Here is a 13,831-nt window from a genome sequence, read left to right on the forward strand (position 1 = left end):
AAAACGCGTTATTTGCGTTTCGCCTTAATTTATTCAAGCATTAAGGAAGATTATATGCCGCAACAAAATTATCTGGATGAACTCACGCCTGGTTTTACGCCATTACTGGCAATAAAAGAGGCTTCCCGTTGTTTATTATGTCACGATGCGCCCTGTAGTCAGGCTTGCCCGGCGCAAACCGATCCGGGGAAATTTATTCGTTCTATTTACTTTCGCAATTTTAAAGGCGCAGCGGAAACTATCCGGGAAAATAACGCGCTTGGCGCCGTCTGCGCCAGAGTCTGTCCGACGGAAAAATTGTGCCAGCGCGGATGTACACGTTCCGGAATAGATAAACCTATTGATATTGCACGCCTGCAACGTTTTATTACCGATTTTGAACAGCAGACTGCCATGCAGATTTATCAGCCCGGGAGTAAAACACGCGGGAAAGTCGCGATTATTGGCGCGGGTCCGGCAGGTTTGCAGGCAAGCGTGACGCTAACGCATTTAGGCTATGACGTCACCATTTACGAAAAACAGCCGCAGCCCGGCGGATGGCTGCGTCACGGCATCCCGGCATTTCGTCTGCCGCAAAGCGTACTCGATCAGGAAATTGCCCGCATTGTAGAAATGGGCGTCAATATTAAATGTAATTGTGACGTGGGCGGGTCGCTATCGCTTGCGCAACTCAAAGCCGAATATCGCGCCGTGCTGATGACCATCGGGATGTCCTATGGATCTGATTTACCGTTATTTGAGCAAGCCAGTCACGTAGAGATTGCCGTTGATTTTTTACAGCGCGCCCGTCAGGCCGACGGCGATATTAGCGTTCCGCGTAGCGCATTAATTATTGGCGGCGGCGACGTAGCGATGGATGTCGCCAGTACGTTAAAAATTCTCGGCTGTCCTTCCGTCACCTGCGTGGCGCGGGAAGAATTAGCCGAATTCCCCGCCAGCGAAAAAGAATTTACCAGCACGCAGGCATTAGGCGTATCGATTATTGATGGTTTTACGCCTGTCGCCGTCAGCGGAAATAAAGTGACCTTCCACCATGTACGCCACTCAGGAGAACTGACGCTGGAAGCGGAAAATATTATTTTGGCCGTGGGTCAGCACGCGCGACTGGATACCTTTGCGGAGATAAAAGCGCAGCATAATATTATCGACACGCACAATTATCAAACCGACGACCCGGCGATCTTTGCCGCTGGCGATATTGTTAAAGGCGATAAGACCGTCGTTTATGCGGTAAAAACCGGAAAAGAAGCCGCTCAGGCTATTCATCATTATTTAGAGGAGGCCTGCTCATGTTAACAAAAGATTTGTCTGTTACCTTTTGCGGCGTTAAGTTTCCCAATCCGTTTTGTCTTTCTTCTTCTCCGGTAGGCAATTGTTATGAGATGTGCGCCAAAGCCTATGATACCGGCTGGGGCGGGATCGTTTTTAAAACCATTGGTTTTTTTATTGCCAACGAAGTCTCTCCACGTTTTGACCACCTGACGAAAGAAGATACCGGTTTTATTGGTTTCAAAAACATGGAGCAAATTGCTGAGCATCCGCTGGAAGAGAACCTGGCCGCCATTCGACGGCTAAAACAGGATTATCCGGATAAGGTGCTGATTGCTTCCATCATGGGGGAAAATGAGCAGCAGTGGCAGGAACTGGCGCGTCTGGTTGAAGAAGCCGGCGCGGATATGATTGAGTGTAACTTCTCTTGCCCGCAGATGACCTCGCACGCCATGGGAAGCGATGTAGGGCAAAGCCCGGAGCTGGTTGAAAAATACTGCCGCGCCGTAAAACGCGGTTCATCTTTGCCAATGCTGGCGAAAATGACGCCGAATATTGGCGATATGTGCGAAGTCGCGCTGGCCGCCAAACGCGGCGGAGCCGACGGTATCGCCACCATCAACACCGTGAAATCCATTACTAACATCGACCTGAACCGCAAAATCGGGATGCCGGTGGTTAACGGTAAATCCAGCATCTCCGGTTATTCAGGAAAAGCGGTGAAACCCATTGCGCTGCGTTTTATCCAGCAGTTGCGAATGCACCCTGAACTGCGCGATTTCCCGATTAGCGGTATCGGCGGCATTGAAACCTGGGAAGACGCTGCCGAATTTCTGCTGCTGGGCGCGGCGACCCTACAGGTGACGACAGGCATTATGCAATACGGTTACCGCATTGTAGAAGATATGGCGAGCGGCCTCAGCCACTATCTGGCCGATCAGGGATTTGCCTCATTACAGGAGATGATCGGGCTGGCGAATGGCAATATTATCCCGGCGGAAGACCTGGATCGCAGCTATATCGTCTATCCGCGGATTAATCAGGAGAAATGCGTCGGCTGCGGACGTTGCTATATCTCCTGCTATGACGGCGGTCATCAGGCGATGGAGTGGGATGAACACAGCCGCACGCCGCATTGCAATACGGAAAAATGCGTCGGTTGTCTGCTGTGCGGTCATGTCTGCCCGGTCGCCTGTATTGATTTAGGCGAGGTCAAATTTAAAAAAGGCGAAAAAGAGCACGCGTTAACGCTGTAGCTCGCGGTATGAAGCCCGGCGCGCAGTTTCGCTGCGCCGGGTTATCTGATAAGCAAGGCAATAGGTCTGGAGAACTACTTCTTACGCGCGTATTTCAGCGAGTCCAGCGCCACGGCGAAAATGATAATGCCGCCTTTGATAATGTACTGCCAGTACGGGTTTACCCCGATATAGGTCAGGCCGTAGTTGATGACGGTAAAGATAATGACGCCGGTCACCACGCCGAAGACCGTCCCCACTCCGCCGCTAAACGATACGCCCCCGACCACGCACGCGGCAATCGCATCCAGTTCATACATAAAGCCGAGGTTGTTGGTGGCAGAACCAATACGCCCTGCTTCCAGTAAGCCGCCGAAGGCATAAAACACGCCGGAGAGCGCATAAATCATCAGCAGGTTCAGCGCCACGTTTACGCCAGAAACTTTCGCCGCTTCCGGGTTGCCGCCAATAGCAAAAATGTTTTTACCAAAGCGGGTCTTATTCCACAGCACCCAGACAAACGCTACCGCAATCAGGGCGTAAAAGGTGATGTATGAGAGCCGGAAACTGCCCATCGCCACAAAGCCCTGTGCAAAGGTGGAAAAGCCGCTGTCAAAGCCGGAAATGGGCGAAGCGCCGACAAAATCATAGTAAAGGGAGTTGATTCCATAAACGATAATCATCGTGCCAAGCGTGGTAATAAACGGCGTCACGTTCAGGTAAGCAATGATGATACCGTTCACCAGGCCAATCACCGCGCCAATCGCGCAGACAATCAGGATGACCAGCGCAATCGGCATGGTCGCCATTTCCGGAAACACTTTGTTGGCGTTTTCCATTGATTGCAGTAATGTTGCCGCCACAACCGCCGCCAGCCCTACCTGACGCCCCGCCGACAGGTCTGTCCCCTGGGTGACGATGAGTCCCGCCACGCCCAGCGCGATAATAATACGTACCGAAGATTGCGTCAGAATATTACTTAAATTCAGCAAACTTAAAAAAGTCGGGTCCTGGAAAATAATAATCGCCAGCAACACTAAAAGAACGACGTAAATTCCGCCTTCTTTCAGCCAGGTCAAAAAGCTTTTCTTGTTTAACGCACTCATAAGGAGCCCCTGATCTTAAAGGTGCAAAGAAGCAAGACGCAAAATTTCATTTTGCGTTGTTGTTTTAGTATCGACAATGCCGGAAACGAGACCGTTACTCATCACCAGGATACGATCGGTAATCCCTAACAGCTCCGGCATTTCAGAAGAGATAATGATGATCCCCTTGCCTTTTTTCGCCAGTTCCGCAATAAGCTGATAAATTTCAAACTTTGCGCCGACATCAATGCCGCGGGTCGGTTCGTCCAGCATTAATATTTCCGGCTGCGTTAATAGCCAGCGACCAATGATCACCTTTTGCTGATTGCCGCCGGAAAGTGAACCAATTTGCGTGCGATGCCCCGGCGTTTTTACCCGCATGGAATCAATGACCCATTGGGTGTCGCTTTTCATCCGGGAATTATCCAGTAACCCCACTTTATTTTTATAATTACGGATATTCGAAATTAATGAGTTAAACCCGATATCCAGATAGGCATAAATTCCGGTGGAACGACGCTCTTCCGTCACCAGCGCAAAACCGTGGTTAATCGCTTCGTTCGCAGTGTGATTATTAATTTTCTTGCCATGTAAAGTGATTGTCCCGGACGACTTCTCACGAATGCCAAACAGCGTTTCGACGATATCGGTACGCTTTGCCCCAACCAGACCGGCAATGCCCAGAATTTCGCCCTTGTGCAAATCAAAGGAGACATCACGAATGGAAGGCTGGCGCAGCGAGGTCAGGTGACGGACCTCCAGAATCACGTCGCCCGGCTTATTTTCTTTATCCGGGAAGCGCTGGTTCAGGGAACGCCCGACCATCATCGCAATGATCTTATCCATATCCAGCCCTTCCAGCGGCTGGGTGGCAATCCACTGACCGTCGCGCAAGATAGTAATTTCATCGCACAATTGAAAAATTTCTTCCATTTTATGCGAGATATAAACAATTCCGCAGCCGCGTTCTTTCAGCTTGCGAATAATGGTGAACAGATGATTAACCTCTTTCTCAGTTAACGATGAGGTCGGTTCATCCATAATAACGATCTTAGCATTATAGGAAAACGCCTTCGCAATTTCGATCATCTGCATTTGCGAAACGGATAACGTTCCCACGCGCGCGCGCGGGTCAATATCGATATCCAGCTCATCAAATATCGCTTTGGTATCCTGGTACATTTTATCCTGGTCGACAAACATACCTTTGGTGGGATAACGCCCCAGCCACATGTTATCCATGACCGAACGTTGCAATACCAGATTTAACTCCTGGTGTACCATCGAAATCCCATTCTCCAGCGCTTCTTTCGCCGAATGGAAGTCCACTTCCTTTCCCTGAAATATAATGCTGCCGGAGTCTTTTTGATAAATACCGAAAAGACATTTTAATAACGTTGATTTGCCTGCGCCGTTTTCGCCCATTAATGCATGAATAGAGTGCGGACGAACGTTTAAGTTGACATTATCAAGCGCTTTCACGCCGGGAAATGATTTGTTAATGCCACGCATTTCCAACAAATATTCACCCGACGACGGAGAAATCGTGCTGCCCATAATGATACCCTGTCGGCCTTTTTAATTATGACTATCCGCGCCGGATGGCAAAAGAAATACGTTATCCGGTCTGCGACGCGTCACCCTTCCACGGTTTCAGGGCGCAACAAAATTGCGCCCACAGACGGAAAAGTTATTTTTGGGTAAATTCGCTCAGATTGTCTTTGTCCACGCCGACATAAGGCACGCGCACGATTTTGTTCTCAATCTTCCAGTTGGTGCCGTCAGCCGCGCCCTTGCCTTCGGCGAGGTTTTTCGCCAGATCGAATGTCGCTTTCGCCTGATTGTTGGCGTCATTCAGTACCGTACCGGCCATCGCGCCCGATTTCACCAGCGCCAAAGCTTCCGGTAACGCATCGACGCCAAAGACCGGAATCGACGATTTATTATGCGCTTTCAGCGCCTCTACCGCGCCCATCGCCATCGCATCGTTATTCGCGATAACCACTTCAATCTTGTTAGCGTTCGGGCCAGACAGCCAGGCATCCATCTTATCTTTTGCCTGCGCGGTATCCCACATGGCGGTGTCTAACGCCAGTTGCTCGGTCTGAATACCTTTAGCATTTAACTCTTTCACCACATACGTCGTACGGGCTTCCGCATCCGGGTGCCCCGGCTCGCCTTTCAGCAGAACATACTGAATTTTACCGTCTTTATTCAGATCCCAACCCTGATTCGCCTGCCAGTGTTTGGCAATCAAGTCGCCCTGAATCACACCGGATTCTTTAGAGTCAGTCCCGACATAATACGCCTTGTCATAGCTGTCCAGCGCTTTGCGGGAAGGCTCTTTGTTAAAGAACACCACCGGCACATTTTGCCCGCGAGCTTTCTCAATCACCGTACCGGCGGCTGCCGGGTCGACCAGGTTAATCGCCAGAGCTTTAACCCCTTTCGCCAATAAAACGTCAATTTGATCATTCTGTTTGGACTGATCGTTTTGCGAGTCATTCATCAGTAGCTGAACATCCGGCGCGGATTTGCCATCTTTTTCAATAGCCTTACGCACCACGGACATAAAGTTATCGTCATATTTATAAATCGTCACGCCAATACGAGTATCAGCCGCGTGCGCGTGCGCGCCGAATAACAGACTTGCCATCACGGCAGAAAGGGTCAGTACCTTCTTATTCATGGTAGCTCCGGTTTTATTATGTAGGGTATAGCGTAAAAAAATGCCCGGCTGTTCAGCACGTTAACGCGTGTTACTGAACGCCGAAGCGTATTTAGAGCCTATCCCACCAGGCGTTATTGGCGCAGCCAGTTTGGACACGGACAGCGCGCAAAAACCGGAGCGTACACGTAGTACGTGAGGTTTGACTCGCTACGCTCGCCCTTCGGGCCGCCGCTAGCGGCGTTCAAAACGCTAACGCGTTTTGGCGAGCACTGCCCAGGTCCAAAATGGCAAGTAAAATAGCCCTAATGGGATAGGCTCTTATTCAACTCTTTATTTTTGTCCGGTAGTCGCGGGATATTGTGATAACGGTTTTTATAAGCGAAATACCCCAGCAAAACTGACAACTAACTGTTACACATTAGTTACAGTGCGACAAACGTTGTCATCATAGCTATCACAATGTTAATAAACTGTGAATTTACTCACAGATTGAAAACGGTTACATGCGGTGCGTAATCAGTTAGTGATCAGTACCGCATTCTGTCGCCACGCCACCGAATGGCGCCGTACCAACGTCGGCATGAAGCAGTGCGTCGCCGTGATATCCAGGGTGCCTGCGGCCCCCTGTAACGCCAGCTCGGTCGCGATTTTCGCCATAGAAGCAATAGGATAGCGCACGGTAGTCAACTGAGGATCGGTATAACGAGCAATAGGGATATCATCGAAACCGATGACAGACAGATGCAAGGGAATGGCGATGCCGTTATCTTTTAACGCCGTCAGCGCGCCCGCCGCCATATTATCGTTATAGGCAAATACCGCCGTCAGTTGCAGATTGCGTCCCAGCAACTCAACCATTGCCGACTCGCCGCCCTGCATATCCGGCGTGCCGGTGCCAATCCAGCTCTCCGACGCAGCAACCCCCTGCTCTTGCAGCGCGTGTAACCACCCTTCTCTGCGCATCGCGTCATCTTCAATACGGTGGCTGGAGGCCAGGTAGCCGATGCGTTGATGTCCATTATTCAGCAACATTCGGGTCGCCATTCTGGCGCCGCTCACATTGTCGAGACAGACACAACGGTGCGCATAACCCGGCACGATACGGTTAATCAGCACCATACCAGGGATCTGATCCATAAAGTCGCTCAGCTCGCGATCGGTTAAGGCTTTTGAGTGAACAATCAATGCGTTACAACGCTGACGGATCAAGACCTCAATCGCATGACGTTCTTTTTCCGCCTCATGATAACTGTTGCCAATGAGAACATATTTCTGGTGCTGCTGCGCGACCAGATCTACGGCTTTCACCAGAGCGCCGAAAAAGGCATCGGAAACATCCATGACCACGACGCCGATGGTATCGCTCACCTGGGTGGCCAGCGCTTGCGCATTCGCATTTGGCCGATATCCCAGCAGGGTGACGGCCTGCATAACGGCGTCACGGGTGTCGGGACTGACCAACGCGCTGTTATTCAGTACGCGGGAAACGGTCGCTACAGACACGCCAGCCTGGCGCGCTACATCACGAATGGTGATCATATTCACTGCCCTGTTTGAGTTCAAAAATGCTCACAAATGCCCCGTTAGCAGGCGGCTATTTTGTCAGCACCCTGCCCAGGGCTGCGTGAGAAACATCACAGGGATGGAAACGGTTACAGCCATTTTGTTAATGAATGTGATCCAGATCGTTATCTGAACGATCCTGACGCGCGCAACGTGAGTTGACGCCATAACCACTCGACCGGTCCCTGTCGCCAGAAACGTAGCCAGATGACGGAAAAGAGAAGGTTTATTGCCCATACCGGAACGACAAAGAACAAGAGTTCCAGTCGATTGAATTTCATAAATAAGCCAAACTGATAAAACAGTGTGGTACAGATGATCGTCTGCAGCAGATAATTGGTCAGCGCCATTCGCCCTACGCAGGCAATGGCAAGCGTCAGTCTGCATCGGCTAAGCTGCGGCCAGAAGCCAAACATCAGCGCGGCATAGCCCAGCGTTTGCAACGGCGCGCTCAGTTCGCGCGGCGCCTGCAATAAGAAGGCGCACCAGCGGTACGCCCAGTCCAGCCGCCATTGTAAGATGACCGCAGGCAGGTTGATCATTAGCCCTAACGCCACCAGCAGAATCCCGGTACGGCGATAGTGCCGCAGACTGTACTGACCTTTCAGCCAGCCGCTACGCATTAGCGCGGCGCCCAGCAGCATCATACCCGCCAGTTGCCAGCCATACTGCGCGCCGAGCGCCAGTAAACTATTCGACAGCATCTCTGCCCGGTTGCTGATAGCCTCCATGCCGCCGTTCAGCTTCCAGTATTTTTCATACAATATTGCCGACGCATCCGGCGTCCAGGCGCGGCTGGTTTCGCTACTCGATGCTACGCCCAGCAGCAGTAGCACGCCAATCCCGACCAGATAAAGGAGTATGCCGGTATTGAACAGGCTTTTTACCGAAGGCGCGTCGCGTACCAGTCGCCAGCAAATTAACCCGACCAGACCGTAGGCCAGCAGAATGTCGCCGTCCCAAAAGAATAACGCATGGATAAAACCTAACAGTACCAATAGCGTTAAGCGCGACTGAATCCACTGTTTACCACGCGGAAGCAGCATTTGTAGCCCCGCGCCAAACAACAACGCGAACAGCGTAAGAAACTTAGCCTGCGCCACAATATCGAGAATCGCCCAGGACCAGGCGTCTTCGGGAACGATCGCGCCGTACCAGGCGGGATTGAGATAAGCCGCCTTAGGCAATCCAAAGGCGCTAATGTTAAGAAGCAGGATACCGAGGATGGCGACGCCACGTACAAAATCCAGCGTGACATTACGCTCCATCGTCTCCGCCTTAATCATGGATGATGGCGAACGGCACGCAGAAACTCCTGGCGCGTATTCTGGCTGGACTTAAACAATCCGCCCAGCGATGTCGTCGTCGTGGCGCTGGTTGCGTCACGAATACCGCGCGCTTTCACGCAGTAATGCACCGCATCAATCGATACCGCTACATTATTGGTGCCGAGCAAGGTTTGCAGCGCCGTCAGAATTTGTTGGGTCAAACGTTCCTGAACCTGCGGACGCTGGGCGAAGAATTGCACGATACGGTTAATTTTCGACAGGCCGATCACGGAATCTTTGGGGATATACGCGACAGTCGCTTTGCCATCAATGGTCACGAAGTGATGTTCACAGGTGCTGGTCAGCGTGATATCGCGGACGGTGACCATTTCATCCACCTTCATTTTATTTTCAATGAGGGTAATTTTCGGGAAATTGGCGTAGTCGAGGCCGGCGAAAATCTCGTCAACGTACATCTTAGCGATACGATGCGGCGTTTCCATCAGACTGTCATCGCTCAAATCTAGATTCAGCAACTGCATAATCTCAGTCATATGCCCTGCGATAAGGCTTTTTCGCGTTTCATTATCCAGTTCATCCATAGGCGGGCGCAGCGGCGTTTCCAGCCCCCGGGCAACCAGCGCGTCATGAACCAGGGCCGCTTCTTTACTGAGTGATGGCATTAATCGTGTTCTCCTGCAGGTGTGGCGCCTCTGCCCTGCATGGGGCAAAGTTTGTCAATATTGTGACAGTGTGATTATTGTGCGTGAGGTAGCGCACATAATCCAGTATTCACGCCCATAATTGTTGAAATTGTCGCTGCCTTTCATGACATCTTTTCCGGTGCGAGAATGCTGGCAGGACAAAGGTCATATTTGTTAACGCAACGTTATTTAAATGATGAAGCATGTTTATGTATTACGGAAGTGAAAGTTACTCACAACGCGGTGAATAATCTGTATTATGAAGAATCTGCATACCTTATCAGGTTCACTATAAAAGGAGCCCCCGCATGGAAATGCTCGAAGAGCACCGATGTTTTGGCGGCTGGCAGCAGCGCTGGCGTCATCATGCCGCCACGCTAAACTGCGCCATGACATTCAGCATTTTTCTTCCGCCGACTCAGGATAATGAACCGCCTCCGGTACTGTACTGGTTGTCCGGGTTGACCTGCAATGATGAGAACTTTACCACCAAAGCAGGCGCGCAGCGTATCGCAGCAGAACTGGGCATTGTATTGGTGATGCCGGATACCAGTCCACGCGGTGAACAGGTCGCCAACGATAGCGGATACGATTTAGGCCACGGCGCCGGGTTTTATCTCAATGCCACACAGCCGCCCTGGGCCAGCCATTATCGCATGTACGATTACCTGCGCGATGAGCTTCCGGCGCTCATCCAGACACAGTTTAACGTCAGCGACCGTTGCGCCATCAGCGGGCACTCGATGGGCGGCCACGGCGCGTTAATCATGGCGCTGAAAAATCCGGGTAAATACACCAGCGTCTCTGCTTTTGCGCCTATCGTCAACCCCAGCCGCGTGCCGTGGGGAATCAAAGCGCTTACCGCTTATCTCGGCGAAGATGAATCAGCCTGGAGTGAGTGGGATAGCTGCGAATTAATGCTGGCCAGCCAGCCGCAGGACGCCATTCCTGTGCTCATCGATCAGGGCGACAGCGATCAATTCCTCGCCGATCAACTTCAGCCAGCCGTACTGGCGGAAGCCGCGCGGCAAACCGCCTGGCCGATGACGCTACGAATCCAGCCCGGTTACGATCATAGCTATTATTTTATTGCGTCCTTCATCGAGGACCATCTGCGCTTTCATGCCCGGTATTTACGGGGCGAGCGTGAGACGTCACCAACATAATGAATTTTCCAGCGCCGCGCTGTAATTCACCTCCTCCGACTGCGGCGCGGAAGATTTATTATTTAAATCCGCGGCCTGCTGGCGTACCTGAAGGCGGCCGCTCCCCTCTCCGCCTTCATAACTTTCGTGAAAATTACGCAGCTCGGATTCAAACAGCACCGCATCAAGATTATGCAACTTATCCAGCGCCCGCAGGAGAGAAATTAACGTATCAAGATTGAGCCCTCCCCCCTTCTCGATACGCTTGATGGTGGCGATGCCAACGTGCGCGCGATCGGCAAGCTGCTGCTGGGTCATCGAAAGAGACAGACGCGTCTCCTTTAAGCGAGCGCACAACGACAGGATAATCTCGTCGTTATTCATCGTATTGTATTTCACGCTGTTACCCTCTCTTGCGCGGCTGAATTTTCCCCAGCGAACCATGATACGTTTCACGGTATTTAGCGCTCATATCTTTACCGGTCTCGTACATCGCAGCAATGATCTCATCGAGCGAAATACAGGGTTCGCTTACGCGACTCATCGCCATCGTCGCCGCGTTTATCGCTTTCACGGCAGAGATGGCATTTCTCTCTATGCAGGGAATTTGTACCTGTCCGCCCAGCGGATCGCAGGTCAATCCCAGATGATGTTCCATGGCAATTTCAGCGGCGCTCAGCGTTTGCTCCACGGATGCGCCCATCAGTTCAGCCAGGCCCGCCGCCGCCATTGAGCATGCCACGCCGATTTCCCCCTGACAGCCAACTTCAGATCCCAGAATAGAGGCGTTTTGTTTAAACAACATCGCGATAGCGGCGGCGGTCAGGAAGAAACGGGTCAGAGCACCGGGCTCCAGCGGCGTGACAAATTTATCATACCAGCAGAGCGCTGCCGGAATGATGCCGCACGCGCCATTGGTTGGCGCGGTAACAATCTGTCCGCCGCTGGCATTTTCTTCGCTTACCGCAATCGCGAAGGCATTGACCCAGTTCAGCGCGGTTAAAAAATCGCTGGCGGAACGGTTAGCCTGTAACGTCTTATGTAACGCACAGGCGCGCCGCGGTACCTGATAGGGACCGGGTAATACCCCCTCAGTATGCAGGCCGCGATAAACCGCCTGCTGCATCACGTTCCATATTTGCGCCAGATAATTCTGCAACGTTTGTGGCGAGTGGCGGCACAGCTCATTTTTCATCATCAGCGCCGCCACGGACAGGCCGTTACGCCGACACAGCGCCAGCAACTGCGCGGCATGACTAAATTCAAAGGGCGACACTGTACGCAAAGGAAGCGATGGCGTCAGCGGCTCGCCATGTTTGCGGACCTGCCCGGCGCCGGTCGAAAACCAGGTCTCTTCATACACCGTGAAATAATCATCTCTGGCGCGAAACGTCATGGCATAAGGATGACCTGGATGCGCCTGGTGATTGGCGATAATCTTGACTTTTATCGTGATTCCGCCCGCGTCAGAGAGCGGGAGCTCGATTTTGTTTTCATTTTCCGCACGCTTAATCACCGCCATATGCGAACGGAGATCGACATTCTCCGGCTGGTAGCCCAGCAGCCCAAGATAAAGGGCGGTATCCACATTGTGGCACTTGCGGCTTAACGATAACGCGCCATACAGCTCGATTTCTATTTCCCGAATTAGCGGCAACGTCTCTTGTTCTCTGAGCAATGAAATAAAGTGACAGGCGGCGCGCATCGGCCCTACGGTACGTGAGCTGGATGGACCTATTACTATTTTGAATATATCAAGGCAACTCTCCATCGTTATATCAATCCTTTCAGTGTCATTCGCGTTCAGTAATAAATAACATCCTCGCATAGTTGGCATATCAAAAGTGATACCTTTTGTGTCTGAACTTTACCTGGTATCAAAAACAACGCTTTTTTAGCCCTTTTCTGGCTGTGATATCTGTGATAGCACGAGATTCCACGCCGCAAAAGAGCCATTATAATACCCTTAAATTAAGGGAGTTATCATATGAGCATTATTTATTTTATTACTACACAGGATATCGATACGTTTCAGAAAAAATTACAGGAAACGTTATTTGATGCCGTCACCATGCCATTTCCGCTATTATTTGATAAACGTTATGCCGCGCTTATCAATACCGCTTATTTAAAGCTTACGCTGCCAACGGAATGTCTGACGCCTGAATTTTATCGCTATTTACGCGAACTCTCATTACAATGGCAGTTTGAATTTTTTATTAAGCCGCAGCCACTGCCTGCTAACGGTATTATCGCTTTTGATATGGACTCGACATTTATTGCGGAAGAAGGCGTGGATGAAATTGCCCGCGAGCTTGGCATGTCGACGCAAATCACCGCCATTACCCAACAGGCGATGGAGGGCAAGCTTGATTTTAACGCCAGTTTTACCCGACGTATCGGAATGTTGAAAGGCACACCGAAAGCAGTGCTGAACGCCGTATGCGATCGCATGACCCTTTCGCCAGGCCTGTTAACTATTCTGCCAGTCATCAAGGCCAAAGGATTTAAAACCGCGATTATCTCCGGGGGACTGGATATATTCACCCAGCGTCTAAAAGAACGGTATCAACTGGATTATGCCTTTTCGAATACGGTTGAAATACGCGATAACGTTCTGACGGATAACATTACCTTGCCGATTATGAACGCCGCAAACAAAAAACAGACGCTGGTTGACCTGGCTGCCCGGTTAAATATTGCCACGGAGAATATTATTGCCTGCGGCGATGGCGCCAACGATCTGCCGATGTTAGAACATGCTGGCACCGGTATTGCCTGGAAAGCGAAGCCGGTTGTACGGGAAAAAATCCACCATCAGATTAATTATCACGGTTTCGAATTGCTTCTTTTTCTTATTGAAGATGAATTATAACGCGACTCACCTCGCC

12 protein-coding genes are annotated in these 13,831 nt (G+C 51.2%); 4 read left to right on the plus strand and 8 right to left on the minus strand.

Annotated features, from left to right (window positions below):
* The first annotated feature begins 54 nt into the window (after positions 1 to 54).
* Entirely contained in the window at positions 55 to 1,296 is a 1,242-nt protein-coding gene (locus tag J4645_RS09510; protein WP_001136398.1) for an NAD(P)-dependent oxidoreductase, read from the plus strand.
* Positions 1,290 to 2,525, plus strand: coding sequence for an NAD-dependent dihydropyrimidine dehydrogenase subunit PreA (preA, locus tag J4645_RS09515; protein WP_000956095.1), 1,236 nt, complete (start codon positions 1,290 to 1,292; stop codon positions 2,523 to 2,525). The genes J4645_RS09510 and preA overlap by 7 nt, the downstream gene beginning before the upstream one ends.
* Positions 2,526 to 2,599: 74 nt before the next feature.
* Here preA and mglC read toward each other — a convergent pair whose 3' ends face one another.
* The 6 genes from mglC to folE all read right to left on the minus strand — a co-directional run bounded on the left by mglC (position 2,600) and on the right by folE (position 9,774).
* On the minus strand, positions 2,600 to 3,610 hold the full coding sequence (mglC, locus tag J4645_RS09520) for a galactose/methyl galactoside ABC transporter permease MglC (protein WP_001275101.1): 1,011 nt from the start codon (positions 3,608 to 3,610) through the stop codon (positions 2,600 to 2,602).
* Between the two features lie 15 nt (positions 3,611 to 3,625).
* The gene (mglA, locus tag J4645_RS09525) at positions 3,626 to 5,146 is read right to left on the minus strand and encodes a galactose/methyl galactoside ABC transporter ATP-binding protein MglA (protein ID WP_023215249.1); all 1,521 of its coding nucleotides are present in this window, start codon (positions 5,144 to 5,146) and stop codon (positions 3,626 to 3,628) included.
* A gap of 133 nt (positions 5,147 to 5,279) precedes the next feature.
* Positions 5,280 to 6,278, minus strand: a complete 999-nt coding sequence (gene mglB, locus J4645_RS09530) for a galactose/glucose ABC transporter substrate-binding protein MglB (protein ID WP_001036937.1) — start codon at positions 6,276 to 6,278, stop codon at positions 5,280 to 5,282.
* Between the two features lie 498 nt (positions 6,279 to 6,776).
* Positions 6,777 to 7,799: an HTH-type transcriptional regulator GalS gene (gene galS / locus J4645_RS09535; RefSeq protein WP_000628634.1), complete on the minus strand. Its 1,023-nt coding sequence runs from the start codon at positions 7,797 to 7,799 to the stop codon at positions 6,777 to 6,779.
* 149 nt (positions 7,800 to 7,948) lie between these two features.
* On the minus strand, positions 7,949 to 9,091 hold the full coding sequence (gene yeiB, locus J4645_RS09540; RefSeq protein WP_023213877.1) for a DUF418 domain-containing protein YeiB: 1,143 nt from the start codon (positions 9,089 to 9,091) through the stop codon (positions 7,949 to 7,951).
* Positions 9,092 to 9,105: 14 nt separating this feature from the next.
* Positions 9,106 to 9,774: a GTP cyclohydrolase I FolE gene (gene folE, locus J4645_RS09545; protein WP_001139611.1), complete on the minus strand. Its 669-nt coding sequence runs from the start codon at positions 9,772 to 9,774 to the stop codon at positions 9,106 to 9,108.
* A 329-nt stretch (positions 9,775 to 10,103) separates the two neighbouring features.
* On the opposite strand from folE, the gene fghA reads away from it, so the two are divergent.
* Positions 10,104 to 10,961, plus strand: a complete 858-nt coding sequence (gene fghA, locus J4645_RS09550) for an S-formylglutathione hydrolase (protein ID WP_000425497.1) — start codon at positions 10,104 to 10,106, stop codon at positions 10,959 to 10,961.
* Here the strand turns inward: fghA and J4645_RS09555 are convergent.
* Positions 10,950 to 11,339 carry a helix-turn-helix transcriptional regulator gene (locus J4645_RS09555; protein ID WP_000876817.1) on the minus strand — a complete coding sequence of 130 codons (390 nt, stop codon included), beginning with the start codon at positions 11,337 to 11,339 and terminating at the stop codon, positions 10,950 to 10,952. The two genes, fghA and J4645_RS09555, sit on opposite strands and share 12 nt — an antisense overlap.
* Before the next feature lie 4 nt (positions 11,340 to 11,343).
* Complete coding sequence (locus J4645_RS09560) at positions 11,344 to 12,711, minus strand: L-serine ammonia-lyase (RefSeq protein ID WP_023212313.1); 1,368 nt, start codon at positions 12,709 to 12,711, stop codon at positions 11,344 to 11,346.
* Between the two features lie 216 nt (positions 12,712 to 12,927).
* Between J4645_RS09560 and serB the strand changes: the two genes are divergently transcribed.
* Complete coding sequence (gene serB, locus J4645_RS09565; protein ID WP_023215250.1) at positions 12,928 to 13,815, plus strand: phosphoserine phosphatase SerB; 888 nt, start codon at positions 12,928 to 12,930, stop codon at positions 13,813 to 13,815.
* The last annotated feature ends 16 nt before the right edge of the window (positions 13,816 to 13,831 follow it).

The sequence above is a fragment of the Salmonella sp. 32082101201600294FB01SM01 genome (assembly GCF_017572865.1).
Lineage (GTDB): Bacteria > Pseudomonadota > Gammaproteobacteria > Enterobacterales > Enterobacteriaceae > Salmonella > Salmonella enterica.

What these genes read in the sequence shown, in the direction of transcription:
- J4645_RS09560 (WP_023212313.1), bottom strand. Translation starts at nt 12,711, where the DNA reads ATGGAGAGTTGCCTTGATATATTCAAAATAGTAATAGGTCCATCCAGC.
- serB (WP_023215250.1), top strand. Translation starts at nt 12,928, where the DNA reads ATGAGCATTATTTATTTTATTACTACACAGGATATCGATACGTTTCAG.
- preA (WP_000956095.1), top strand. Translation starts at nt 1,290, where the DNA reads ATGTTAACAAAAGATTTGTCTGTTACCTTTTGCGGCGTTAAGTTTCCC.
- mglC (WP_001275101.1), bottom strand. Translation starts at nt 3,610, where the DNA reads ATGAGTGCGTTAAACAAGAAAAGCTTTTTGACCTGGCTGAAAGAAGGC.
- J4645_RS09510 (WP_001136398.1), top strand. Translation starts at nt 55, where the DNA reads ATGCCGCAACAAAATTATCTGGATGAACTCACGCCTGGTTTTACGCCA.
- galS (WP_000628634.1), bottom strand. Translation starts at nt 7,799, where the DNA reads ATGATCACCATTCGTGATGTAGCGCGCCAGGCTGGCGTGTCTGTAGCG.
- mglA (WP_023215249.1), bottom strand. Translation starts at nt 5,146, where the DNA reads ATGGGCAGCACGATTTCTCCGTCGTCGGGTGAATATTTGTTGGAAATG.
- fghA (WP_000425497.1), top strand. Translation starts at nt 10,104, where the DNA reads ATGGAAATGCTCGAAGAGCACCGATGTTTTGGCGGCTGGCAGCAGCGC.
- yeiB (WP_023213877.1), bottom strand. Translation starts at nt 9,091, where the DNA reads ATGGAGCGTAATGTCACGCTGGATTTTGTACGTGGCGTCGCCATCCTC.
- folE (WP_001139611.1), bottom strand. Translation starts at nt 9,774, where the DNA reads ATGCCATCACTCAGTAAAGAAGCGGCCCTGGTTCATGACGCGCTGGTT.
- mglB (WP_001036937.1), bottom strand. Translation starts at nt 6,278, where the DNA reads ATGAATAAGAAGGTACTGACCCTTTCTGCCGTGATGGCAAGTCTGTTA.